This window comes from Bacillus sp. N13C7 (genome assembly GCF_026790065.1).
Classification (GTDB): Bacteria; Bacillota; Bacilli; order Bacillales; family Bacillaceae; genus Bacillus.
Map to the genome: position 1 here is coordinate 1 of NZ_JALAMO010000012.1, position 25307 is coordinate 25307.

At 45.7% G+C, this 25307-nt stretch carries 22 protein-coding genes and 1 riboswitch; of the genes, 19 read left to right on the forward strand and 3 right to left on the reverse strand.

The genetic code is table 11. The features are described from left to right. Together MOB98_RS20905 and MOB98_RS13580 are read left to right on the forward strand one after the other, a co-directional pair. The coding region (locus MOB98_RS20905; RefSeq protein ID WP_419901046.1) for an IS3 family transposase at positions 1-78 on the forward strand (78 nt) is incomplete at its 5' end. Between the two features lie 201 nt (positions 79-279). After that, entirely contained in the window at positions 280-525 is a 246-nt protein-coding gene (locus MOB98_RS13580; protein WP_075750065.1) for a YczI family protein, read from the forward strand. Between the two features lie 5 nt (positions 526-530). Here the strand turns inward: MOB98_RS13580 and MOB98_RS13585 are convergent, their stop codons facing one another. After that, positions 531-818, reverse strand: a complete 288-nt coding sequence (locus MOB98_RS13585) for an antibiotic biosynthesis monooxygenase family protein (protein WP_268362784.1) — start codon at positions 816-818, stop codon at positions 531-533. Positions 819-969: 151 nt separating this feature from the next. Here MOB98_RS13585 and pbpC point away from each other — a divergent pair, with 151 nt between their 5' ends. The 4 genes from pbpC (at position 970) to MOB98_RS13605 (ending at position 7980) form a co-directional block, all read left to right on the forward strand. Continuing rightward, positions 970-2976 (forward strand): penicillin-binding protein 3, encoded by a 2007-nt coding sequence (gene pbpC, locus MOB98_RS13590; protein ID WP_268367127.1) that lies wholly within the window; start codon positions 970-972, stop codon positions 2974-2976. 100 nt (positions 2977-3076) lie between these two features. Next, entirely contained in the window at positions 3077-3979 is a 903-nt protein-coding gene (locus MOB98_RS13595) for an aldo/keto reductase (RefSeq protein ID WP_268362790.1), read from the forward strand. A 189-nt stretch (positions 3980-4168) separates the two neighbouring features. Continuing rightward, positions 4169-6253, forward strand: coding sequence for a mannitol operon transcriptional activator MtlR (gene mtlR / locus MOB98_RS13600; protein ID WP_268367128.1), 2085 nt, complete (start codon positions 4169-4171; stop codon positions 6251-6253). A gap of 215 nt (positions 6254-6468) precedes the next feature. Beyond that, positions 6469-7980, forward strand: coding sequence for a class I adenylate-forming enzyme family protein (locus tag MOB98_RS13605; RefSeq protein WP_268358327.1), 1512 nt, complete (start codon positions 6469-6471; stop codon positions 7978-7980). A 16-nt stretch (positions 7981-7996) separates the two neighbouring features. Here the strand turns inward: MOB98_RS13605 and MOB98_RS13610 are convergent, their stop codons facing one another. Further along, a complete protein-coding gene (locus MOB98_RS13610) occupies positions 7997-8593 on the reverse strand; it encodes a class I SAM-dependent methyltransferase (RefSeq protein WP_268358326.1) in 597 nt (198 codons plus the stop codon). A 150-nt stretch (positions 8594-8743) separates the two neighbouring features. On the opposite strand from MOB98_RS13610, the gene MOB98_RS13615 reads away from it, so the two are divergent. The 5 genes from MOB98_RS13615 to amj all read left to right on the forward strand — a co-directional run bounded on the left by MOB98_RS13615 (position 8744) and on the right by amj (position 12576). After that, positions 8744-9604, forward strand: coding sequence for an SDR family oxidoreductase (locus MOB98_RS13615; RefSeq protein WP_268358325.1), 861 nt, complete (start codon positions 8744-8746; stop codon positions 9602-9604). 15 nt (positions 9605-9619) lie between these two features. After that, positions 9620-10123, forward strand: a complete 504-nt coding sequence (gene lyxE / locus MOB98_RS13620) for a D-lyxose ketol-isomerase (RefSeq protein WP_268358324.1) — start codon at positions 9620-9622, stop codon at positions 10121-10123. An 87-nt stretch (positions 10124-10210) separates the two neighbouring features. Then, a complete protein-coding gene (locus MOB98_RS13625; protein ID WP_268358322.1) occupies positions 10211-10759 on the forward strand; it encodes a GNAT family N-acetyltransferase in 549 nt (182 codons plus the stop codon). A gap of 80 nt (positions 10760-10839) precedes the next feature. Further along, positions 10840-11262 (forward strand): pyridoxamine 5'-phosphate oxidase family protein, encoded by a 423-nt coding sequence (locus MOB98_RS13630; protein WP_268358321.1) that lies wholly within the window; start codon positions 10840-10842, stop codon positions 11260-11262. Between the two features lie 504 nt (positions 11263-11766). After that, complete coding sequence (amj, locus tag MOB98_RS13635; protein WP_268358320.1) at positions 11767-12576, forward strand: lipid II flippase Amj; 810 nt, start codon at positions 11767-11769, stop codon at positions 12574-12576. Between the two features lie 44 nt (positions 12577-12620). Here amj and MOB98_RS13640 read toward each other — a convergent pair whose 3' ends face one another. Beyond that, positions 12621-12911, reverse strand: coding sequence for a DUF3817 domain-containing protein (locus MOB98_RS13640; protein ID WP_268358318.1), 291 nt, complete (start codon positions 12909-12911; stop codon positions 12621-12623). A 185-nt stretch (positions 12912-13096) separates the two neighbouring features. Between MOB98_RS13640 and lrpC the strand changes: the two genes are divergently transcribed. From lrpC to kimA, 8 genes are all read left to right on the forward strand, one after another. Continuing rightward, entirely contained in the window at positions 13097-13531 is a 435-nt protein-coding gene (lrpC, locus tag MOB98_RS13645; protein ID WP_268358316.1) for a transcriptional regulator LrpC, read from the forward strand. A gap of 64 nt (positions 13532-13595) precedes the next feature. After that, on the forward strand, positions 13596-15779 hold the full coding sequence (locus MOB98_RS13650; protein ID WP_268425346.1) for a DNA topoisomerase III: 2184 nt from the start codon (positions 13596-13598) through the stop codon (positions 15777-15779). A 198-nt stretch (positions 15780-15977) separates the two neighbouring features. Further along, entirely contained in the window at positions 15978-17066 is a 1089-nt protein-coding gene (locus tag MOB98_RS13655; protein ID WP_268358315.1) for a glycosyl hydrolase family 8, read from the forward strand. Next, positions 17047-17898, forward strand: a complete 852-nt coding sequence (locus MOB98_RS13660; protein WP_268358314.1) for a diguanylate cyclase domain-containing protein — start codon at positions 17047-17049, stop codon at positions 17896-17898. Before MOB98_RS13655 ends, MOB98_RS13660 begins: the two co-directional genes overlap by 20 nt. Before the next feature lie 10 nt (positions 17899-17908). Continuing rightward, entirely contained in the window at positions 17909-19618 is a 1710-nt protein-coding gene (locus tag MOB98_RS13665; RefSeq protein ID WP_268358329.1) for a DUF2334 domain-containing protein, read from the forward strand. Continuing rightward, entirely contained in the window at positions 19611-20873 is a 1263-nt protein-coding gene (locus tag MOB98_RS13670; RefSeq protein ID WP_268358313.1) for a glycosyltransferase family 2 protein, read from the forward strand. Before MOB98_RS13665 ends, MOB98_RS13670 begins: the two co-directional genes overlap by 8 nt. 5 nt (positions 20874-20878) lie before the next feature. Beyond that, a complete protein-coding gene (locus MOB98_RS13675) occupies positions 20879-22993 on the forward strand; it encodes a cellulose biosynthesis cyclic di-GMP-binding regulatory protein BcsB (protein WP_268358311.1) in 2115 nt (704 codons plus the stop codon). Between the two features lie 134 nt (positions 22994-23127). Further along, positions 23128-23273: riboswitch (cyclic di-AMP (ydaO/yuaA leader) on the forward strand. Between the two features lie 193 nt (positions 23274-23466). Then, positions 23467-25290, forward strand: coding sequence for a potassium transporter KimA (kimA, locus tag MOB98_RS13680; RefSeq protein ID WP_268367130.1), 1824 nt, complete (start codon positions 23467-23469; stop codon positions 25288-25290). Positions 25291-25307: the final 17 nt, after the last annotated feature.

The window sequence follows — 25307 nt, forward strand, 5'->3', positions numbered from 1 at the left end:
CATTATTATAACAATATTCGTATTCAAACGAAACTAAACAACCACTCACCGATAAACTATCGGCAATTGGCTGTTTAAAAGGTGTTTTGATCCCTGTCTCAAAAACGGGGGTCAGTCCCTGACAGGGCGCGTTTTTTATGTGTGATTGAAATATTAAAAGAAACTTAAAATTCTCTGTCTTCTGTTCTACAGACAAACAAAGTGCGCTAGAATAATGGAGGACGTAGGCAAATATAGCCATAACGTTCAATATTTCGTATATAAGGAAGGATGGTCCTTTTGTTTCGGATTTTTAAAATGTCTTTTGCGGTTATCATTATTATATTGGCGCTGATTGCTTTTAAATATACGGAACACACCTCTGTTATTCAATCGGTCATGCTCGTCTTTCTCGGTGCAGTCATGTTTATGCAGGGGCTGGAAGAACGCAAAAAAGAAAACGACGGGTCAGGCGCTTTTAATATTTATACCGCCGTTTTCGTATGGTCTGTCTCTCTCATCGGTTTTACACTTCATATTATATAAATCTATTACACATCCTGAAAATGCTCGACCGTCGGGAATGGGGCATAGAACCGATGAAGCAAGGCTTTCCACTCTTGATATTCTGAAGAACCGCGAAAGCCTTCCGTATGGTCCTCAAGTGTTTCCCATTTCACAAGCAGCAAATATTTATGTGTTTCTTCCATGCATTTAGATAACGAGTGTGTGATATAGCCCCTCATGCCGGAAATGATCGGCACAGCTTGCCGGAACGCCTCCTCAAACTCCTGTTCAAGCCCTTCTTTAATGTGAAGTATTGCTGCTTCTCTGATCATTTCATTCCTTCTTTCCTTCTTTTCAAATAGTCTACAGCAAACGACAGGAGATTTCTTCAAAATCGGTGAACCTTTTCCTTCATTTTCAAAAAAATCTTGCACGCACCAATTCATTTAAGAGAAAATAACAAGTGGAAGGCAGGGGAAAGTCATGTTAAAAAAGTGTATTCTACTAGTAGTTCTATGCGTCGGATTGATTGGATTAATCGGATGCTCCAAGACAGATTCACCAGAGGATCGCATGGAAGCATTCGTAAAGCAGTGGAACGATCAGCAATTCGATGACATGTATCAAAGCCTGACCAAAGATGTTAAAAAAGAAATCTCAAAGAAAGATTTCGTCAACAGGTATAAAACCATCTATGAACAGGCAGGCGTAAAACATCTGAAAGTCACTGCGGGAGAAGTGGATGAGGATGATAAAGACAACGAGACAATGAAGCACATCCCATATAAAGTCAGCATGGATACAAATGCGGGCAAGGTCAGCTTCAAAAATTCGGCTGTGCTGAAAAAAGAAAAAACAGATGACGAGGAGTCGTGGAATATAGATTGGGACCCGTCGTTTATTTTCAAGCAGCTGGCTGATGACAAAACAGTGCAAATCGCCAGCATTGAACCGAAACGCGGCCAAATCTACGATAAAAACGGGAAAGGCTTAGCCATCAATACAGATGTTCCTGAAATCGGAATTGTTCCCGGAGAGCTTGGCAATAAAAAAGAAAAAGTCATAAAAGAGCTCGCAAAAAAACTTGATTTGACTGAAGATGACATCAAGAAAAAGCTGGATCAAAGCTGGGTGAAAGACGATTCGTTTGTGCCGCTCAAAAAGGTCAGCCCGGACCAGCAAAAATTAGTGTCTGAGGCGACGTCATTACAAGGCGTAACAAGAACGAATGTCGGCTCCCGCTATTATCCATACGGCGAAAAGACAGCCCATTTAACAGGCTATGTCCGCGCCATTACGGCTGAAGAACTGAAGAAAAAGAAAGACGGAACGTACAGTGATACGTCTAACATCGGTATTGCCGGACTTGAAAATGTGTATGAAGACAAACTAAGGGGCACAACCGGATGGAAAATCTACGTACCGCAAACCGGAGAAGTCATCGCTGAAAAGAAAGCGAAGGACGGCGAGGATCTTCACCTCACAATTGATATCAACACGCAAACGAAGCTGTATGATGAATTGAAGGATGACAGCGGCACGGCCGTTGCCCTGCAGCCGAAGACAGGTGAAACACTCGCTCTTGTCAGCGCACCTTCTTACGATCCAAACGGATTTATTTTCGGCTGGAGTGATAAGGAATGGAAAAAACTAAACGAAGATAAAAACAATCCGTTTTCAGCAAAATTCAACAAAACATACGCACCGGGTTCTACGATTAAACCGATCGCGGCTGCCATCGGAATCAAAAACGGCACCCTTAAAGCGGATGAGAAGAAAACAATCAAAGGAAAAGAGTGGCAAAAGGATTCAAGCTGGGGCGGTTATTCAGTGACACGTGTGTCTGAGAGCCTTCAGCAAGTCGATCTGGAAAATGCCCTCATTACATCAGACAATATTTATTTTGCACAGAACGCGCTTGATATGGGAGCAGACAGCTTTACAAAAGGGTTGAAAACGTTTGGCTTCTCAGAGGACATTCCGTATGAATTCCCGATCCAGAAGTCGTCTATCGCAAATGGCAAGCTCGATTCAGACATTTTGCTTGCGGATACGGGGTACGGACAAGGGCAAATGCAAATGTCTCCGCTTCACTTAGCAGCTTCTTACACGCCATTTGTTGACAACGGAGATCTTGTCAAACCAACACTGATCAAAAAAGACTCACAAACAGCCGATGTCTGGCACGAGCAAGTGGTCACGAAGGAAGGAGCGGCAGACATTACAAAAGGTCTGAAAGGCGTTGTGGAAGACGAACGCGGATCAGCGTATCAGCCTGTCGTGAAAGGAATCACTGTTGCCGGAAAAACAGGAACAGCTGAGCTGAAAGCATCAAAAGATGACAAAGACGGCGCAGAAAATGGCTGGTTCGTCGGCTACGATTACAAAAACAAAGACCTGCTTGTCGCCATGATGATTCAAAATGTGCAGGACCGCGGCGGCAGCCACTATGTTGTGGAGAAAGCGAAGAAGCTATTTCAATCGAATTAAAATGCCATTTTGACGGGAGCGAAAGGAAAAAGGGGATCTGAGGCCGAATGAACTAGTAAGGGGCAAGACCCGGTTTATACAAAGAAAAGAGGGATTTTGCATGCAGCGTATTCAAGTGGCGGAGGATCTTCAATTTTCAAGAGTCATACACGGGCTTTGGCGGCTGAATGAATGGAGCTATTCAGATGCTGAACTGCTTAACCTCATTGAATGGTGTATGGAACACGGCATCACGACCTTTGATCATGCGGATATTTATGGAGGCTATACGTGCGAGAAGCTGTTTGGAAACGCCCTTGCCCTTTCGCCCGGATTGAGAGAAAACATACAGCTGGTCACAAAATGCGGCATCGTTCTTGAATCACCTGAACGTCCCGCTCACAAGTCGCATCATTATAACACAAGCAAATCACATATCTTGGCATCCGTTGAACAATCCCTTCTAAACCTTAGAACGGATTATATCGACGTACTGCTGATTCACAGACCGGACCCGCTCATGGATCCGGAGGGAGTAGCAGAGGCGTTTCAGGCGCTGAAAGGCTCTGGCAAGGTCAGGTACTTCGGCGTTTCGAATTTTAAAGATCACCAGTATCGCATGCTGGAATCGTATTTGCCTGAGAAGCTTGTGACCAACCAAATTGAGCTTTCCGCATATGAATTAGAAAATGTTCTGGACGGCACTTTGAACTTGTGCCAGGAAAAGCGGATTTCACCGATGGCTTGGTCACCGCTGGCAGGCGGAAAAGTATTTACAGGTGACACGGAAAAAGACCGGCGTGTCCGCACGGCACTTGAATCCGTTCAGGCAGAAATCGGCGCCGCATCGTTGGACGAGGTGATGTACGCATGGCTGTTCACGCACCCGGCCTGTATCATGCCGATCGTCGGAAGCGGAAAACGCGAGCGGATTTCCGCCGCGGTAAATGCGCTGGCATACAAGCTGGACCAGGATCAATGGTTCCGCATATTTACTGCCGCACAGGGATACGATATTCCATAACACAAAGCACCGGCTTAGCAGCTGGTGCTTTTTCAATATTGTCACACCGCTTAGTGCCAAATTCCCATTTATAAGTGATTGAATCTTGTTTGAAAGCGTTTTATATTATAAAGAAAACCTCTCTTTTTCCTCTGCTGCATCTCCTTGCGACTTCATCCGCACATCAAGATTGTCTAGGAGGTCTTTTTTATGTATATGACTGCCAGGGAACAAAAGCTTTTAAAGCACTTGTTATTACAAAATAGATATATAACCGTAACTGAGCTTGCTGAACTGATGCAAGTCAGCACGAGAACCATTCACAGGGAACTCAAATCAATTAAGCCGCTGATGGAAAATGTCGGGCTTACGCTCGATAAACAGCCCGGTAAAGGGTTGAAGGCAGTGGGAAGTCCCGAGAATAAACAAAAGCTGCTTACCGATTTGTCATATGAGCAGCATGAATATAGCGCGGACGAACGGAAACTGCTCATTCTCTGTTCGTTATTAGAGTCTCAGGAGCCTGTCAAGCTGTACACGCTGGCTCATGATCTGCAGGTGACGAATGCAACGGTCAGCTACGACTTAGATGAACTGGAGAAATGGATTTCTCCCTTCGGATTAACACTGATCCGTAAAAGAGGCTTTGGCATCCAGCTCATCGGGCCGGAAAATGCGAAACGTAAAATTGTCGGCAACTTGATTGTGAACCGTCTCGACATCCAAATGTTTTTGGAAGCGGTTGAATTAAACATCAAAGGAAACGCCGATTCTTCAGAGAAAATGTTCGGTGTTGTCAGCAAAGGTGAGCTGTTAAAAATGGAGCGCATCCTTTTTCAGCTCAAAGAAAAAATCGCCTTTTCATTATCTGACAGCTCCTATATAGCGCTCGTCGTCCATCTGACGTTTGCGATCGAACGCATCAAACTTGGGGAAACCATCACCATGGAGCAGAATGAGCTTGAGGAGCTGAAGAATGCAAAAGAATACAGCTCTGCTCTAGAAATCGCGGGCGAGCTTGAACGTGCCTTTGGCGTGACAATTCCGGAGGCGGAGGTCGGCTATATCACCATCCACCTTCGAAGCGCCAATCGCAAATACAAAACAGAATACAAAGCGCAGGAAATTGAACTCGAAACAGCCCTGCAAACAAAGCGGCTCATTGCTTTTATTTCAGACAAAATCAGAATGGATCTCACAAAAAACTACTCGTTATATGAAGGCCTGATCGCCCATTTGGAGCCGGCCGTCAGCCGCATAAAAGAAAATATCGAGATATACAATCCGATGAAGGAACAGATCAAACGCGATTATTTTCTGCTTTATATGGCGATCGAAGAAGGCGTGGAAAAGTATTTTCCAGGCATGTCCTTTTCAGATGATGAGATTGCATTTATCGTCCTTCACTTCGGCTCTGCTCTTGAAATCAAAAAAGAGGAGGCAAAAGTAAAAGCGCTTGTCGTCTGCTCAAGCGGAATCGGCTCTTCGAAAATGCTTGCTTCCAGACTGAAGAAAGAGCTGCCGGAAATTGAATCGTTCGACATGTCATCCCTGATCGAGCTGAAGGGCATGGATGTTCAATCCTATGATTTGATTGTTTCCACCGTTCCGATTCCTTACGAAAACATTGATTACATCATGGTCAGCCCGCTTTTAAATGAGGAAGACACAAACCAGGTGAAGCAGTATATCAAGCGGAAAATCCCGCTCATTCTTGACAAAAATAGAAATTCAAAGGAAGACACGCAGCAGGCTGATGTACCGGACATGCTGGCCGCGGCGGAGAGCATGGGGCGGTACATGGACGTTATTCAAGATGTTCTGCGCCATTTTACACTTACTCACATCGAAACGAAACCCGATCACAGGGTGCTCCTGTTAGAGCTTTTTCAACAGCTGAAGGAGGACGGCTTGATCCGTGATCCGAAAAAAGCGGCTGTTTACCTGGCGGAGCGGGAGAAGCAAGGGGGATTGGGAATCCCGGGGACAAACATGGCGCTGTATCATCTCAAAAATGAAGAAATCGTCCTGCCTTTTTTCAAAATATATGATCTCAGCACCTCGTATGAAGTGAATGGCATGGACGGAAATACCCTCAGCATGACACGCATCCTTGTGATGATGGCGCCGGGGTCGCTATCAGCTGAAGGCTCGGAGATTTTAAGCGCGATCAGCTCCGCCATTATCGAGAGCAATGAAAGCATGGCGGGGTTTCAGGAAGAGGAAGAACAAGAACTTTATCAGCGGTTAAACCGCATATTTTTCACATGGATGAAAGAAAAAAACATACCGTAACAGTGCATGTCACACGTCAAAAAATTGGCGTGTGTTTTTATGTGGAGCGGGTACAAAATAAGAAAATGTGGGACTATTTTATCATTCAGTAATAGAATAATTCCAAAATGAAATAGTTTTACAAGTGATCTTTTTTGGGTTAAAATGGGTGAGGTAAAGGAAGAAAATCTAACAAATGATTGAAGATTCAAGAGAATAATATAGGAGATGACGATATGGAAACATTACAGCATCTGATTCTGCATGACATGCCGGATAGCGAAGAAATAGAGGCTGTAAAAAGCGGAGATCATACCTTGACATATGCAGGTTACCGTAAACGGATTAATCAGCTGGCGAATGCCATGCTTCAAAAAGGAATTCAAAAAGGCGATCGTGTTGCATTGCTTTGCAAAAACGGCCATCCTGCATCAACTGTTATGTTTGCCGCGCTTGAAATAGGTGCTGTTGTCGTACCTGTCAGCTGGCAGCTGAAACCATATGAAATGACAGGCATTTTAAAAGCAAGTGAACCGAAGGCGATGTTTTACGGAGCGGAGTTTAAAGAGACACTGGACGAAGTTCTTCCCGAACTGTCTACATTGCATATCACAATGGAAACAGGAACAGCTTACGAAACGTCTGCTGAGTTTGAAGCACTGTTTACCGGATCTGATCATTTGCCCGAAACTGAAATGGTTTCACCAGATGATACAGCGCTTTTGATGTTTACGTCTGGAACTACAGGAAACCCGAAGAGATGCATGATCACACATGGCGGCATATACAGATACGTCAAAAGATCCAACAGCTCTGTAACACGCATGAAGGGGCTTCGTTTTCTTGCATGCCATCCGATTTATCATACGAGTGCGCTCATTTGCATCATGCTTGGAACGTTTGCAGGAACAACTTTTGTATTTACAAAGGATCAAGACCCTGTTCACATGCTGAAGGTCATTGAAAAAGAGAAAATTCAAACCGTGATGGCTCTTCCTGTGTTTTACACATATTTGCTTGAAGCATGGGAAACGCACCAAACTGACTTATCTTCGCTAGTGATGTTAATGACTGGCGGAACAAAAGTGCCAAGCAGCCTGATCCGCCGCTATCTTGATATCGGCATTCCACTCGCGCACGGGTATGGAAGCACTGAGGCTTGGGGAATCAGCACATGGACGCCTGATATGGGTATGGATAAGGCTGCCTCTGCAGGAAAGCCTGTGGCAGGTGTTAAAGTCAAAGTGGAAGATCCTCAGACGGGAGAAGAACTCCCTCAAGGGGAAATTGGCGAAATCGTTGTTCACACCCCATTCTTATTTAAAGGCTATGAAGACAATCCTGAAGCGACAGCAAAAGTGCTGCAAAACGGCTGGTTCAGAACCGGAGATTCAGGCTATGTAGATGAAGATGGTTTTATTTTCATCACGGGACGCTACAAGGATGTCATTATTTACGGAGGCGATAACGTTTATCCGGATCAGGTTGAAGAAGTCATCCAGCAGATCCCGGGAATCCTTGAAACGGCTGTGGTTGGTATTCCAGATCCGCTGTACGGAGAAAAGCCGAAAGCTTTTATCGTGACAAACGGCGGCCAGCGTATAACGGAAGAGGATGTCATCGCATTTTGTAAAGAGCGCCTATCCGCTTACAAAATACCTGAAGTTGAATTTGTTAAAGAACTGCCGAAAAATAACCTCGGCAAAGTAAAAAAAGACGTCTTGCGCAAGCAGGCCGTACATTCATAAAAAAGAAGCCCGCCGCTTATGTGGCGGGCTTCTTTGCAGTTGTGCAGACAGAAAGCTCAGGCTTAATGTTTTTAAATTGCAACTCAATGTCTTCGAAGCCGGCTGCTTTGAAGTCGGCAACCATCTGTTTTCCAAATGATTTGGTTTTCTCAGGACTCGCATCCGCTTCCCGCGGCTGCATTGTAATCGCTGCTTTTCCGCCGGGCTTGAGCGCCCGATATATCTGTTTTATGCCTTTTGTTTGGTCATTCCAAATGGTGTAGTTGTTAACGGAAATCACTTTATCATAAAACGAGGCATTAAGAGGAAATGTTTCGACGCTTCCTTGTATCAGGCGCACAGGCTTCGATTTTACTCTGCGGGCGGCCAGCTTCAGCATGGCGTCTGACACATCAATTCCATGAAGATGAATGTCCTTTTCGCGTTTCAGCATCTGCTGCATGCAGTATCCCGGCCCAAACCCGACTTCTAATATGCTGTCTCCGCGTGTAATCCCCAGCTGATCGATTGTCCACTGATTCAGTGTCTTATTTTCAGCAGCCATGATGTATCCGGCGATCATGCCGGTTACGCCCTTTGGCCTGCTGAATTTTTTAGAAAGCATGTTAATCATTCAGCAACCCCCTTTGAAAGTTATTTCCTCCTTCCGTTTCATGTGAAACATTTTTCTGATAAAGCAATGCGAAGGTGCCAACCCATGTTTATCCAACGAACGTGCGAGGTACACAACAAATAGACACGAAAACAAAGGAGGAAAATCATCATGGCCAATTATCCAAAAGAACTGCCGGCCCAAACCCAAAATCGCCAGCCGGGAATCGAAAGTGAAATGAATCCAAGTCCGGTGTATGAATATGAACATTACAAAGGGGCGGACAAATTAAAAGGAAAAGTAGCGCTCATTACAGGCGGTGACAGCGGGATTGGACGTGCGGTCTCCGTTGCATATGCAAAGGAAGGCGCTGACATCGCCATTGTGTATAAGGATGAGCATGGGGACGCCGAAGAGACGAAGAAGCGTGTAGAACAAGAAGGCGTCAAATGCCTGCTGATCGCCGGTGACGTAGGCGAAGAGGAATTCTGCAATGAAGCAGTGGAAAAAACGGTTAAGGAACTTGGCGGCTTAGACATCCTTGTCAACAATGCCGGTGAACAGCATCCGAAGGAAAGCATCAAAGACATTACAAGCGAACAGCTTCACCGTACATTTAAAACAAACTTTTATTCTCAATTTTATTTGACTAAAAAAGCAATTGATTACTTGAAACCGGGCAGCGCCATTATCAACACGACATCCATCAACCCGTACGTAGGGAACCCGACACTGATTGATTATACAGCGACAAAAGGGGCGATCAATGCCTTTACAAGAACAATGGCGCAGGCGCTTGTCAAAGACGGCATCCGTGTGAATGCAGTTGCGCCGGGGCCAATCTGGACGCCATTAATCCCAGCTACGTTCTCTGAAGATACAGTCGCTCAATTTGGGCAAGATACGCCGATGGGCCGTCCTGGACAGCCTGTTGAGCACGTAGGCTGTTATGTGCTGCTGGCATCTGATGAGTCATCTTACATGACAGGCCAGACACTGCATGTCAACGGCGGAAATTTTGTGACGACTTAAGAGGGAGTGAGACATATGGGCATCACAAAAGAAGAAGTGAACAGCTATTATCAAAAAGCGGGCATTGTATTAACGGACGAGGAAGTAGATAAAATTCAGCTGATGGATTACGGCTTAGGAAAAGAAAGAAAAGTCGGGCTCCAGCTCTTCGTCTACGTCAATACAGACCGTTATTGCTCAAAGGAACTGGTGCTGTTTCCGGGACAGACTTGCCCGGAACACCGCCATCCGCCGGTTGACGGCCAGGAAGGAAAGCAGGAGACATTCCGCTGCCGCTACGGAAAAGTGTATCTTTACGTAGAAGGAGAAAAAACGCAGCTGCCAAAGGTTCTCCCTCCGCAGGAGGACAGAGAACACTATACGGTCTGGCACGAAATTGAGCTAGAACCAGGCGGGCAATATACGATTCCGCCAAACACAAAGCATTGGTTCCAGGCGGGAGAAGAAGGTGCCGTCGTGACGGAAATGTCCTCGACGAGCACAGATAAACATGATATCTTTACCGATCCAAGAATATAAGGATGGGGCTTAACGGCCCATCCTTTTTTGTGTTGAAAAAAACGGAATCATCGCTATAATGGGTAAAAAAGGAAAGAGGGCGAGGCAATGTTCACCTGCAAGGTAAATGAGCACATTACCATCCGGTTACTTGAGCTGAAGGATGCGGAGCGGCTAGCGGAACTTATTGCCCAAAACCAGCAGCGGCTCGGCCAGTGGCTGTTTTGGGCGGAAAACCCAAGCAGCGCTGACACGTACAGAGAAACGATCATTCCAGATTGGCGGCGAGAGTATGCCGACCTAAGCAGCATTGAAGCTGGGCTCCTTTATGACGGCAGCCTATGCGGCATGATCGGCCTGCATAACCTTGATCTAGTGAATCGAAAAGCGGAAATCGGCTATTGGATTGCCAAAGAGTTTGAAGGCAAAGGCATCGTTACCGCCGCCTGCCGAACACTCATCACGTATGCTTTTGTTGAGCTTGGGCTGAATCGCGTTGCTCTCTGTGCTGCTGTGGGGAACCAAAAAAGCAGAGCGGTTCCGGAGCGGCTCGGCTTTCAAGAGGAAGGAAAGGCACGGGACGGCTTATTCGTAAATGGCAGGTATCATGACCTTGTTTATTACAGTTTGCTGAAGCGTGAATGGAAAAATTCATAATAAAGCGCGCATTTTCTTGTTTAAATCTTCCCCGGAAGTGGAAAAGTAACAGCGGAGACGTTAAAAAGGAGTGATTCGCAATGAATCAGCAAGACATGAAACAAAAAGTGCTTGATGTTCTAGATCACCATAAAGTAGGCTCGCTCGCAACGGTTCAAAAGGGCAAACCGCATTCCCGCTACATGACTTTTTTCCATGACGGGCTGACGATTTACACGCCGACAAGCAAGGAAACTCATAAAGCGGAAGAAATTGAGAACAACCCCAACGTTCATATTTTATTAGGCTATGATTGTGAAGGCTTTGGCGACGCGTATGTTGAAGTTGAAGGAAAAGCCAAAATCAACAATTCGGCAGAACTGAAGGACAAAATATGGAGTTCCAAATTAGAGCGCTGGTTTGACGGCAAGGATGATCCGAATCTGGTGATTCTTGAAATTGAACCGGAGGATATCAGATTAATGAATGCCGGAGAGAAAACACCGGTCTCACTCGAACTATAAAGAATTTGTGTTTTCAGGGGCGATATGTTATCATGAATAGCTAAGCAAGAAAATAAGCAAATAAAAAAGAAAGTAAACTTCTTTTTTCTGTTTTGAGAGAGAAGCTTTACCGCTTCGGATGCAGCAAACCCGCTGCCCTTATTCTTTTCCTTCATAACAAATCGCCCCTAACGATGAGATGGAAAAAAGACTTTTTTGTTTTACAATTCACACCGGCGCGGCTTCGGAGCCGCAGTGACGATTGAGAGGTAGGGCTTTCGTTGTCTTGTGTTCAAGAAAATTCCATGGTGTTTACTTTCCAGAATGATTCTTCGGAACAATGCTTTATGAATCTAACTCGCCCGATGAGGCGGATGATATAATCTTTATTTGCGTATAGAAAAGAATAAGACAAACCGCTCGGCGTACGCCGGCGGTTTTTTTATTGTAAAAAGCACATCGCGCTGAAACCTCTTTGGCTTCTTTCCAGTCTTATCACTAGGATGAAATTGGAGGAAGAATAACGTGCATGTCATGACAACGCAAGTACTTTTTATTTTCTGTTTTTTATTACTGATTCACTCGATAGAAACATTAGCTTACGCCACAAGGCTTTCCGGGGCCCGCGTTGGATTTATTGCGTCCGCGCTTTCTTTGTTTAATGTCATGGTTATTGTATCCAGAATGTCGAACATGGTGCAGCAGCCCTTTACTGGACATTTAATTGATGATGCGGGAAAAAATGCCCTGGCGATTGTCGGAGAGCAGTTCCGCTTCTTGATCTTCGGATCGACAGTCGGCACCATCCTGGGCATTATCCTGCTTCCGTCATTCGTCGCTCTTTTTTCACGGGCGATTATTCACTTAGCGAGCGGCGGCGGGTCCGTTTTTCAAGTATTCCAAAAAGGATTCTCGAAACAAGGATTCAAAAATGCCCTTTCCTATTTGCGTCTGCCGTCTATTTCGTATGTAAAGGGATTTCACATGCGCTTGATTTCGAAGCGTTTGTTTGTCATCAACATGCTGATTACATCCATTTACACGATCGGCGTGCTTTCAGCTTTATACGCAGGCCTTCTGGCGCCGGAGCGCAGCACGACTGCCGTCATGGCATCGGGTTTGATCAACGGCATTGCGACAATGCTATTAGCCATTTTTGTTGATCCTAAGGTATCCGTTCTTGCTGATGATGTGGCAAAAGGAAAACGAAGCTACATCTATTTAAAATGGACCTCTGTCACAATGGTCACATCAAGAGTGGCGGGCACACTCCTCGCCCAGCTGATGTTTATTCCGGGGGCCTACTATATCGCGTGGCTGACAAAGTGGTTTTGATGAAAAAGGCTGGATCATAAAGATCCAGCCTTTTTTGCGTTTCCTTATTTATATTTCCTTAATCCGCGGTCGTACAAAAAGTTTCCGAATGGGACAAAAGCGGCGATGAAGCCGGCAGCTGACCATTTCAACGACCATCTGACAGAGAAAGTCGCATACGCCAAGACAAGCAAATACAAAATGAACAGCCCGCCGTGAACCGAACCGACAATGGTTACTGCAAGCGGAAGGCCTGCCCAATATTTAAGCGGCATGGCGATAAACAGCAAGATTAAGAGTGACATTCCTTCAATAAAACCCATCGTGCGAAGTCTTCCGATCGGCGTTTGCAGCATAAATCGCCCTCCTTGTGGACACGTTTTCATTCTATACTATAAACAATCCGGAGTGCGCATATGACAGCTTTCAGACAATGTTCGAAAAACATTCATTTTTACATGCCTTTTCTCGGGAACTATACTTGTCATTTACAAAAATACCCGAGATAATGTGTACAAAATCATAAAAGAAGGATGTTCAAATGAAACTTGACCAGATTGATCTGAATATCATTGAGGAGCTGAAGAAGGACAGCCGTTTGTCGATGAGGGAATTAGGCAGGAAAATCAAGCTGTCGCCGCCATCCGTGACAGAGCGGGTGAGACAGCTTGAATCATTCGGCATCATCAAGCAATACACGCTGGAGGTCGACCAGAAAAAGCTGGGGCTTCCCGTTTCCTGCATTGTGGAAGCAACCGTCAAAAACGCGGATTACGAGCGGTTCAAGAGCTATATCCAAACATTGCCGAATATCGAATTTTGCTACCGGATTGCTGGCGCCGCCTGCTATATGCTGAAGATCAATGCCGAAAGCCTCGAGGCAGTAGAAGATTTTATTAACAAAACATCTCCATACGCGCAAACCGTCACTCACGTCATTTTCTCAGAAATTGACACGAAAAACGGGCACGGTTAGAGAGTGTCGCGTGAAGTCTGTTATAATAGCAGGATGAGCGTGAAAGAAAGAGAAGTGATCAAGCATGTCAAAAACAGTTGTATTAGCTGAAAAACCTTCAGTCGGCCGGGATTTGGCCCGGGTGCTGAAGTGCCATAAAAAAGGAAACGGTTATCTCGAAGGCGATCAATATATTGTGACTTGGGCTTTAGGCCATTTGGTGACACTTGCTGATCCGGAAGGCTACGGAAAAGAATTTCAATCATGGCGCCTGGAGGATCTGCCGATTATCCCAGAACCCTTAAAGCTTGTTGTGATTAAGAAAACCGGAAAACAGTTCAATGCGGTTAAATCCCAGCTCACCCGTAAAGACGTCAATCAGATTGTCATCGCAACTGACGCAGGCCGGGAAGGGGAGCTTGTCGCGCGCTGGATCATTGAAAAAGCGAATGTCCGCAAGCCGATTAAGCGGCTGTGGATTTCTTCTGTAACGGATAAAGCGATCAAGGAAGGCTTTCAAAAGCTGCGCAGCGGCAAAGAATATGAAAACCTGTACCATTCTGCCGTCGCCAGAGCGGAAGCCGATTGGATAGTGGGAATCAACGCGACCCGTGCACTGACCACAAAATTCAACGCCCAGCTCTCATGCGGCCGTGTGCAGACTCCGACACTTGCCATGATTGCAAAGCGCGAGGCGGATATTCAAGCATTTAAGCCAGTACCGTATTACGGCATCCGTGCCGCGGTCGATGGCTTGACACTGACGTGGCAGGATAAAAAATCAAAGCAGGCGAGAACGTTCAATCAAGACGTTACAAGCCGTTTATTAAAAGACCTTGAAGGAAAGCAAGCAGTCATTGCTGATCTGAAAAAAACAGCGAAAAAAAGCTTTGCACCTGCGCTTTATGATTTAACGGAGCTTCAGCGCGACGCACACAAACGCTTCGGATTTTCTGCTAAAGAAACGCTTTCTGTGCTGCAGAAGCTGTATGAGCAGCATAAGCTTGTCACATATCCTCGGGCGGATTCAAGGTTTTTATCAAGTGACATTGTCCCGACGTTAAAAGACCGTCTGGAAGGCATGGAGGTAAAACCGTATGCCCAATATGTCAGCCAAATTAAAAAACGCAGCATCAAATCCCATAAAGGATATGTCAATGATGCGAAGGTGTCAGACCACCACGCGATTATCCCGACCGAGGAACCGCTCGTTCTCAGCAGTCTGAGTGATAAAGAACGAAAGCTGTATGACCTGATCGCGAAACGTTTCCTTGCTGTATTAATGCCTGCATTCGAATATGAGGAAACAAAAGTCATCGCAGAAATTGGCGGAGAAACCTTTACGGCGAAAGGCAAAATCGTGCAGTCACAAGGGTGGAAAGCCGTTTATGATATGGCGGATGATGATGAAGAGCAGGAAGATGACAAAGATCAGACGCTCCCGGCACTTCAAAAAGGCGACACTCTTGCCGTCCGCACGTTAACTGAGACAAGCGGACAAACGAAGCCGCCTGCCCGATTTAACGAAGGGACCCTGCTGTCAGCGATGGAAAACCCTAGCGCCTTTATGCAGGGAGAAGAAAAGGGCCTCGTCAAAACGCTTGGAGAAACAGGCGGCCTCGGCACGGTGGCAACGCGTGCCGACATTATTGAAAAACTGTTCAACAGCTTTTTGATCGAGAAAAAAGACAAGGATATTTTTATCACATCTAAAGGAAAACAGCTGCTGCAGCTTGTTCCGGAGGATCTGAAATCACCTGCCTTAACAGCAGAATGGGAGCAAAAGCTGTCTGCGATCGCCGCCGGAAAGTTGAAATCGGCTGTCTTTATTAAAGACATGAAGGCTTACGCACACCAGACAGTAAAAGAAATCAAAAACAGCAGCCAAACCTTCCGGCACGACAACATCACGGGAACGGCATGTCCTGAATGCGGCAAAATGATGCTGAAGGTAAATGGCAAACGCGGCACGATGCTCGTGTGCCAAGACCGTGAATGCGGAAGCAGAAAAACGATTGCCCGAAAAACAAACGCGCGCTGCCCGAACTGCCATAAAAGAATGGAGCTTCGCGGGCAAGGCGAGGGCCAGACCTTCGCATGTGTCTGCGGTCACCGTGAGAAGCTCTCCGTATTTGAAAAACGAAAAAACAAAGACAAAGGGCGCGCTTCCAAACGGGACGTTTCCTCTTATATGAAAAAACAAAATAAAGATGAACCGATTAACAACGCGCTGGCAGAACAGCTGAAGAAACTCGGTTTGGATAAATAATAAAAAACCTGTGCATCTCGCACAGGTTTTTTATTGGTCTTAGGTCCCGTTTTTTAAATGTTCAAAAAGGAAAAAAAGCTAGCAATCTGCATTTTTTTCTTTTATAGTAAATGTAATTTGTAACATGGCAGTCATATTTTCGTCTATAACTATTTGTGAGCGTCTGATTCGCTTCAGGCGACAAAGGGGGATTTGCCTGTGAGGCAAGTGTTAATCGCTGTCATCTTATTCTTCTTATCTATCGGACTTTCTGCAGGGTGTGTTGAAGCTGGAAATGAGATCCAAAATCAGTCGGCGGCAGAAGTGAACGCCAGCCCGCTCCAGCCGGCAGAGCATTTCATCTATCACAATCTAATGAATGGTCAAGGGCTGATCAAAACTGATTTGTCAGACCAGCCTTCGTATTTATCGGAATCTCTCGGCCTGTGGATGGCGTTTCTTGTCAGCAAAAATGATGCCCCGCATTTTCAGGAGCAATACCAGCATTTGACTGATTCATTTCTGCTGAGCAATCACTTGGTGACGTGGAAGATTCAAAATGGCCAGGCGAGCAGGACAAATGCGCTGATAGATGATATGAGAATTATGCTGTCTCTTGACCAAGCCGGCGCAAAATGGGGCCGCAGTGACTATGCGCAAACAGCCCGGGATATCGGCACGGCTTTGAAGACATACAATATGAACAACGGGTTATTTACAGACTTTTATGACTCACAGGCCGTTTCAAAGGATGTGACGCTGTCATACGTCATGCCTGAAGCGTTAGCTGTCTTAAAGAAGAATGGAATCATAGACGAAGAAACGGAACAGCGGAATGCCAATGTTCTCTATTCAGCTCCTTTACAAAATGGCTTTCTGCCGAAGACATACAGCTCAGACACGAAAACATACACATACGACAGTGAAATCAACCTGATTGATCAGCTGTACGCTGCTTGGCATTTGCCGGAAGGGAATGAAAAAGCCGCTGTATTAGCAGACTGGATCAAGCAGGAATTTCAGGCAAACGGAAAGCTGTACGGACGGTATTCGGCGGATACGAAGGAGCCTGCCGTCCAATATGAGTCGCCATCTGTATATGCATTAGCCGTGTTATTTTTAACGAAACAGCATGATGACAGCTCTGTCATCAAAGCCATATATGACAGAATGAATGACTTTGAAATTCTTGATCCGGTGAAATCGTATTATGGAGGCTATATGAGCGGCACCCAGACGCATTCTTTTGACAATTTGCTGCCGCTGTTAGCCGAAAGGAAGCTTTTTAATGAAAATATCATTCAATGAATCACAAAAATTATTTGCTTATTTTTCAGGGCTCGTTGCAGCCCTGTCTCTGTTTATTTATTATGTGTCGTCGCAGCAATCGGAGGGCGCTCTGGTGCTTTCTATCACGTTTGTCGTCATCGCTGCAGGCATATGGTTCGGCCCGATTTACGCGCTGGCAGTGACTTTAATCGTACTCTTTGTTCTCGGCACGCTCATGATGTTTTTCCAGACCGGACAGGGTGCGCTGTTTCCGGCTGAGGAAGGGCTGCAAATGCTTGTCGTGTGGGGAATCGCACTTTTGCTGTTTTCTTTTATCGCAGGAAGAATCCATGATATTGCAGCAGAGCTTCGGCGCTCAGTGACGCGGCTTCAATCCGAAATCAAAAGCTTTGTCGCTGTGGACAGAGTGACCGGATTTGATAACAAGCAGAGGATGAAGCTGGAACTTTCAGAAGAGATCAAGCGGGCGGAGCGCTACGGCAATTCTTTCGTGTTTTTGCTGCTGCATATGCATTATTTCAAAGAGTTTAAGTCTTTATACGGTGAAAAAGAAACCGAACGTCTCTTCCAATATGTCAGCAGGCAAATCAGGTCAAGCGTCAGGGAAACGGATAAGAAATTCCGCCCTTCTGACGAGCGTATCGGAATCGTGCTGACGCACACGCCCGCTGAACATATGCCGGCCGTCCTGACAAAGCTGAAAAAAGAATTAGACACGTATCAGCTGGAAAATGGAAAGTATGTGTCGCTCACGTTCCATGTCTGCTACTTGCCTTACCGCAACGATATCAAAACAGCTAATCAATTTTTAGAAGAACTTGAAAACGAGATGATGATGAATGAACTATAAAGCTATCACGCTGCTCTGCGTCACAATGCTTCTGATTTCAGCGATTGCGTCTTTTCCCGTTTCTGCACAAGCGAAGGAGCAGGATGCTGGCATCCTCATTATCTATTCAACCTTGGACGGCAAAGAGTCGTCTCAAGTCAAAATGCTCGATTTGCTTGCGGGCCACTTCACATCCCATGTGACAGTCAAAAATGATTTAGATGTTGAAGCGTCTGATTTCAAAGGCAAAGACCATGTGATGTATTACGGCCAAACAAAACGAAAGCTCAGCAAAAAACTGGTGTCTCTTATCGGCAGCGTAAAGGAACCAGTTGTTGCCATCGGCTATAATGCAGAACAAATCAGTCAATTTTCCGGGCTTTCATTAGCCCGCAAAGAAAATGTGTTTCAAGTTCACAGCAGGTCGGAAAAGGCCGATGTGTCACTGGAGAGCGGGCTTAACGTGCTGAGCGTATCAGGCCTCAAAGGAAAGGCGCTTTATACCTTCAAAGCCGATGACGGCAAAACGCATTCTTTTATATGGAAAACAAAAAAAGACAATATGTATATTGGATTAACGAATTTGTTAAATGACAATTTGATCGTGGCAAAACAGCTCAGAGAAGCTTTCGGAGAGAAGGCGGGGACGACGCTATTGTATTTGCGTCTCGAGGATATCAGCCCGATGTCTGATGAAACATTGCTGCTTCAAGCCGGGACATATCTGCATAAGAGGCATGTTCCTTTTATCCTGGCAGTGATTCCGGTTTACTTGAATCCGGAAACAGGCGATAAAGTGTATTTGTCTGATAAACCGAAGATGGTCAAAGTGTTGAAAAAGCTCCAAAGCATGGGCGGCAGTATCATTGTTCACGGTTATACACACGCCTATCGCTACAGTGAAACAGGAGAGGGCTTTGAATTTTGGGATGCAAAGGCGGATCAGCCGATTACATCCGGAAATGCCGAAGACCCCCCATCCATTTTGGGAAAAGAACAGGATTTTCCAAACGAACAAGCCTATAACAGCTATCTGAAACCATTTCGGGAAAAGGAAGAAACGTATACAAAGCAAAAATTGACCCGCGCGATTGAGGATTTGACATCATCGGGCCTCTACCCGCTTGCATTTGAAGCGCCGCATTACACGATGTCCGAATATGGCTATCAGATCGCTTCGCAGTATTTTACAAGCATTTTCGGCCAGGTTCAGCTAAGCAGCACAACATGGAAAACCTCCGGTGCACCTCCATATGTAACCGCCCCTTCGATGCTGCACGGAATGACGCTATATCCGGAAACGATCGGCTTTGTTGATGCATCCAAGCAAAACCCGCTCGGTGATATGGAGGAGCGCATCTCCCAGATGATTGATTTCGAAGGTGGAGTGGCCGGAGGATTTTATCATCCGTATCTCGGGATGAAATATCTGCCGGAGCTGGTTGATCAGATGGAGCGCATTCCGGACAGTGAATGGCTTGATTTAAAGAAAACGAACCAAACCGTTAAAACAGACAAAGTGGAAATTCACACAAGCGGTGACGGAACAATTCAGGTGAAAAACAGCGTAAGCGCCATTGACGAGTTTTTCGATCATCATCGGCAAACCCCTCTGGAAAAAGCGTTATGGATTCTCTCCGCGGTCGTGCTCTTATTTGTCGTCATGTTTGTCAGTTATACGTTTTACTTGAGAGCCACATTGAAAAAACGAATTTTTAAGGAGAGAAGAAGCCTTGGGTAATACGCTGTTCTTTATCTCGCTAAGTTTAATATGGGTCATGCTTCTCTACCACATGTTTCTCATGCAGGGCGGGTTCCGCCACTATATGACTTTTGAACGGAACATTCCGAAGTGGAGAGAAAGCATGAAGGAGCTGCCAAAGGTCAGTGTCCTCATCCCGGCGCATAACGAAGAGGTTGTGATTCGGCAGACGCTGAAGGCAATGGTCAACCTTTATTATCCGAAGGACCGGCTGGAGATTATCGTCGTTAATGATAATTCATCTGATCGGACGGGTGATATCGTCAATGAATTTTCCGAGAAATACGATTTCATCAAAATGGTGATTACGAAGCCGCCAAATGCAGGAAAAGGCAAATCCTCTGCACTGAACTCCGGTTTTGCCGAATCGAACGGCGATGTGATCTGTGTATATGACGCCGACAACACGCCTGAGAAAATGGCCGTGTATTATCTCGTGCTCGGCCTGATGAATGACGAAAAGGCAGGCGCCGTGGTAGGGAAATTCCGTGTCATCAATGCAGCAAAAACATTGCTGACGAGGTTTATTAATATCGAAACGATCTGTTTTCAGTGGATGGCCCAGGGAGGCAGATGGAAGTGGTTCAAAATCGCCACGATCCCAGGCACCAACTTCGCGATCCGCAGAAGCATTATCGAAAAGCTCGGGGGCTGGGATGACAAAGCGCTCGCTGAGGATACCGAGCTGACCATCCGGGTGTATAATCTCGGCTATCACATCCGCTTTTTCCCGGCCGCCATCACGTGGGAGCAGGAGCCGGAAACATGGAAGGTGTGGTGGCGCCAGCGCACCAGATGGGCGCGCGGGAATCAATATGTCGTGCTCAAATTTTTGGCGCAGTTTTTCAAGCTGAAACGAAAACGGATTATCTTTGATTTGTTTTATTTTTTCTTTACGTACTTCTTATTTTTCTTTGGCGTGATCATGTCAAATACGATTTTTGTCGTCAATCTGTTTTATGATTTAAAATTGTCGATTGGATTTTTGGCAATGATTCTCTGGATTTTGGCGTTTTTCTTATTTATGACGGAGGTCATGATTACGTTGAGCATTGAAAAAACAGAAATGAACAAGCAAAACTTTTTTATCGTATTTCTCATGTACTTCACATACTCGCAGGCCTGGATTGTGCTTGTCATCTATTCTTTATTCGTAGAAATCAAGCACCGTTTATTCAAGCAGGAGGTTAAATGGTACAAAACAGAACGATACAATCAACATAAGAGCGGGTGACCTTTTTGAAACAAATAATGATTTTTCTTACAAGCTTCATGCTGCTGGCGATGGCCGGACAAACGGCTTTTGCCAAAGAGGTGCAGGTCAGCGGCGCGCTTCTTGGAAAAAGCAGCCAAGAACAAGCCAAACAGCAGGTGCTGACAAGCGACCTGATTACATTGTACGGCTCAAAAGACAGCGCAGAGCTGACGTATCAAATCCCGGCAGGCGCTTCTTCAGGCAATCAGCAATTGGTGATTGAGTACGAGGCATCAAATCTTTTAATTTCTCCATCATCATTAACGGCTGTCATTGACGATGAACCGGTCAAAACCTTAAAGCTTGATGGCGATGCCAAACGGAAAACAGTGAAGCTGAACCTGAACAAAAGCCAGTCAGCGCAAGGCTATCACAACGTATCGCTGAAATTCTACGGCGTAATGAAAGAGGGCGTGTGCGTCAGACAGGATACGTCCGGCAACTGGATCAAAATTTATCCGGACAGCCGCCTGACGCTGGCAGACAGCAGTGAAGCGAAAGGAACATCGCTGGACCATTATCCGTATCCTTTCGCCCAATCGGGAAATACAGCGGAAAAAACCGCTATTGTCATACCAGATGACCCAAGTTCGGCGGAAATTGAAGCCGCAGTGAAAACAGAGGGGTATTTAAAAACCGTGGACAGCAGTGTCAGCATTTCGTATCTCACGGAATCTGAACTGAAAAAAATCGACAAGCCGACGATTTTCATCGGGGTGGACAAGCATTGGAACAGCAAGGTGAAAAAGCTGATGAAACAGGCCGGCTTACAGGCAAAAGGAGAAAACCTTCTGCTTGCGGAGCGGGTGCTGAAAGCAGGGGGAAAACAGCAGCCGGTTCTGTTTGCGCAAGCGGCGTCCGCTGACGTTCTCACTGAAAAAATCAGCGTCATTACGGATCAAGCTTACACAGGCCAGCTCAGCGGCGATACACTCTCTATCAGCAAACTTCAGCAGGCTGATAAAAAGGAAAGCAATAAGCTGACTCTCGAAAATTTTGGAGCGGATGACATCACAATTGGAGCTGACAAAACATCTTCCGCCCATTACTTTTACCCTGCATCGGCGGTTTTAGATCAAAAACAATCAGCGAAGCTGTCGCTTAAACTAAAGAAGTCCGAAACGATTCAAGCCTCAACGGCTGAAAACGAGTCAGCCTCTCAGGCTGCAGAACTGAAAGTGATGATCAACGGCCAGCCGCACTCGGTCCGGCTTGATGAATTAGGAAAAGAAGATAAAAACGGATTCTATCATGTCACAGTGAAAGTGGACCCTAAGCTGCTGCAAAAAAACCGCTACATTGATATTCAGTTTGTCACGACCGGTTTAAAGGAAAACAACCCTTGCAATACGACTGATGAAGAAAAGTGGGTTTTTATCGATAAAAACAGTACATTATCATACGCCATCAAAGGCATGTCTCCGTCAGCAGATTTTCAAGAGTGGCCGCTTCCTTACGCCGGACATCAGGAACAGACAACGCTGATTCTGCTTCCTGATAACGTAAGCCAATCGAAGCTTAAGGAGCTTTCTCTCGTAACAGAGTCCTTTGGCAGCGAAGCACAGCATTCATATACGATAAAGAAATCATCTGACGTAACAGCAAATGATGCCAAGGGGCGGAACCTCATTTTCATAGGGGGCATCAATCAATTTCCTCTTCTAAAGGAGAAATCATCAGATCTGCTTGTGCCGCAAGCGAAGAACGGTTCGTTTGATGTATCAGGGTTTGAGATGCTGAATGAGACGACAAAACAAGTAGCATTTACCCAAGCATCTATTTGGGATTCAGGCTACACAATGGCCGTCTTTGCACCGTCAGCAGGAAATGGCACGGCCGTCACGAAAGAAATCATTAATTATTTGAACAGCACCGATGACTCATCAACCGTCGTGAATGAAACAAATAGCCAGCAGGTGTTTACAAACCACCAGCAGCTCAAATCAGAAGCAAACAGTTCCAGCGCAGAACAGCCATCCCAGGATCATAACCAGAAATGGATGTATATTGGTGTGCTGGCCCTCATTATGGTGGTTGCGGCAGTGTTCATTTGGATTGCCGTAATAAGACGCAGAAAAAGAAAGACAGATACAGAATAAAACAGAGGCAATCTAGCCTCTGTTTTTTTGTTTTTGGTATGTAAATTCCATTTGTGGAACCTGTCATTTTATTTTTTCTCGTCCAGCCGAAAGCCCCTTTACAACGTGCGAGAACGGGAGTATGATCTCTTTTATAAAACAAATCGCTTAATCTGAAATCAGAGCGGGGGACCCAATCAGAACGGCTTTTTTGCCGTTGGGGTGAATCCTTTTTAGGTAGGGCTAACTCTCATATGCCCGAATCCGTCAGCTAACCTCGTAAGCGTTCGTGAGAGGAGATGAATGAAACCTGTGTTCGATGTAATGGCACAGGGGCATCCGTTTGCCTCTGTGTTTTTTGCCGTTCATTTTTTTGAATGTAAATCGCATACAGAGACATCATAGCAGAAAGGACTATTGCAAAATGTGAGAGCAGGATGCTGATGGTTTATTGTTTTCATTGAAAAATGAGTAATAAAAAGGGGAAGACATCGATGTATCATTCAATCAAACGTTTTTTGATTGGGAAACCATTAAAATCTCAAGCAGCTGGAGAGCAAAAGCTGACGAAATTAAAAGCCTTGGCAATGCTTTCCTCAGATGCGCTGTCATCTGTTGCATACGGGACAGAACAAATTTTGATCATTTTGGCAACAATCAGTGCTGCCGCATTTTGGTACTCTATTCCGATTGCGGTTGGCGTTCTCATATTGCTGCTCGCACTGATTCTTTCATACAGGCAGATTATTTACGCTTACCCACAGGGCGGCGGGGCGTATGTCGTTTCAAGAGAAAACCTCGGTGAAAAGCCGGGATTGATCGCAGGCGGCTCACTGCTTGTCGATTATATTTTAACAGTAGCAGTCAGTATTTCCGCAGGTACCGACGCCATCACGTCAGCCTTTCCTGCATTGCATGATTACCATGTGCCGATCGCTGTTTTTCTGGTGTTAGTCATTATGATTTTGAACCTGCGCGGACTCTCGGAATCGGCATCAATTCTTGCCTATCCGGTTTACCTGTTTGTGGTGGCGCTTTTGGTGCTCATTGCAGTCGGGTTGTTTAAACTCATGACGGGGCAAATTGACCAGCCAGTCCATCATACACCGCTCGGCACACCGGTAGCGGGTATTACGCTGTTTTTACTGCTGAAGGCTTTCTCATCTGGCTGCTCAGCGCTGACCGGGGTTGAGGCCATTTCTAACGCGATTCCTGCATTCAAAAACCCGCCTGCACGAAATGCAGCAAGAACGCTTGCAATGATGGGGATTTTGCTGGCCATTCTGTTTGCCGGCATTACAGTGTTGGCATACGGATATGGAACGGCGCCAAAGCCTGATGAAACGGTGGTTTCACAAATTGCGTCCGAAACCTTTGGGCGGAATGTGTTCTACTATGTCATCCAAGGTGTCACATCGCTTATTTTGATTCTTGCGGCAAACACGGGATTTTCAGCCTTCCCGCAGCTTGCCTTCAACCTGGCGAGAGACCAATATATGCCGCGTATGTTTACAGTCAGAGGCGACCGCCTAGGCTTCTCAAATGGGATTATCTTTTTAGGCGTTGCTTCCATTGTGCTCATCCTGTTATTCGGCGGACAGACAGAGCACTTAATTCCGTTATATGCTGTCGGCGTATTTATTCCATTTACGCTTTCGCAAACCGGCATGTGCATCAAATGGATCAAGCAAAAACCAAAGGGCTGGATCGGAAAAATGCTGATCAACTCTTGCGGCGCTTTGATATCGTTTATGGTTCTGTCGATCCTGTTTGTGACGAAGTTTAATGTTGTATGGCCTGTTTTAATCTTTATGCCTATCGTCGTTCTGTTGTTTTTTGCGATTAAAAATCATTACACCGCTGTCGGCGAACAGCTTCGCATCGTAGACAAACAGCCGGAAGAAATCAAGGGCACGGTTGTGATTGTGCCTGTAGCCGGTGTCACCACCGTTGTGCAAAAATCGATTCAATACGCGAAGTCATTGTCCGATCAGGTGATTGCCGTTCACGTGTCATTTGACAGAGAACAGGAAAAGAAAGTCGAAAAGCGCTGGGAAGAGCTCAATAACGGAGTGCGTCTCGTTACGCTTCACTCCTCGTACAGAAGCCTTGTCCATCCGTTTGATAAGTTTTTGGAAACAGTAGAAGCAAAAGCGAAGAAGGAGCAGTTTTCCGTCATGGTGCTGTTTCCGCAGTTTATTACGAAAAAACGCTGGCACACCATCCTTCACAACCAATCAGCCTTCCTCCTCAGAGTTCGGCTGTTCTGGAAAAAGGACATAATCGTTGCCACACTGCCGTATCATTTTAAAAAGTAAAGATCTAGGACCAAGGG

Excerpts from the sequence above, each read along its gene's own strand:
- pbpC (WP_268367127.1), top strand. The coding sequence starts at position 970 with ATGTTAAAAAAGTGTATTCTACTAGTAGTTCTATGCGTCGGATTGATT.
- MOB98_RS13630 (WP_268358321.1), top strand. The coding sequence starts at position 10,840 with ATGAATCAGCAAGACATGAAACAAAAAGTGCTTGATGTTCTAGATCAC.
- mtlR (WP_268367128.1), top strand. The coding sequence starts at position 4,169 with ATGTATATGACTGCCAGGGAACAAAAGCTTTTAAAGCACTTGTTATTA.
- MOB98_RS13650 (WP_268425346.1), top strand. The coding sequence starts at position 13,596 with ATGTCAAAAACAGTTGTATTAGCTGAAAAACCTTCAGTCGGCCGGGAT.
- MOB98_RS13615 (WP_268358325.1), top strand. The coding sequence starts at position 8,744 with ATGGCCAATTATCCAAAAGAACTGCCGGCCCAAACCCAAAATCGCCAG.
- MOB98_RS13595 (WP_268362790.1), top strand. The coding sequence starts at position 3,077 with ATGCAGCGTATTCAAGTGGCGGAGGATCTTCAATTTTCAAGAGTCATA.
- MOB98_RS13625 (WP_268358322.1), top strand. The coding sequence starts at position 10,211 with ATGTTCACCTGCAAGGTAAATGAGCACATTACCATCCGGTTACTTGAG.
- MOB98_RS13610 (WP_268358326.1), bottom strand. The coding sequence starts at position 8,593 with ATGATTAACATGCTTTCTAAAAAATTCAGCAGGCCAAAGGGCGTAACC.
- MOB98_RS13640 (WP_268358318.1), bottom strand. The coding sequence starts at position 12,911 with ATGCTGCAAACGCCGATCGGAAGACTTCGCACGATGGGTTTTATTGAA.
- MOB98_RS13660 (WP_268358314.1), top strand. The coding sequence starts at position 17,047 with ATGAAAATATCATTCAATGAATCACAAAAATTATTTGCTTATTTTTCA.
- MOB98_RS13585 (WP_268362784.1), bottom strand. The coding sequence starts at position 818 with ATGATCAGAGAAGCAGCAATACTTCACATTAAAGAAGGGCTTGAACAG.
- lyxE (WP_268358324.1), top strand. The coding sequence starts at position 9,620 with ATGGGCATCACAAAAGAAGAAGTGAACAGCTATTATCAAAAAGCGGGC.
- kimA (WP_268367130.1), top strand. The coding sequence starts at position 23,467 with ATGTATCATTCAATCAAACGTTTTTTGATTGGGAAACCATTAAAATCT.
- MOB98_RS13605 (WP_268358327.1), top strand. The coding sequence starts at position 6,469 with ATGGAAACATTACAGCATCTGATTCTGCATGACATGCCGGATAGCGAA.
- lrpC (WP_268358316.1), top strand. The coding sequence starts at position 13,097 with ATGAAACTTGACCAGATTGATCTGAATATCATTGAGGAGCTGAAGAAG.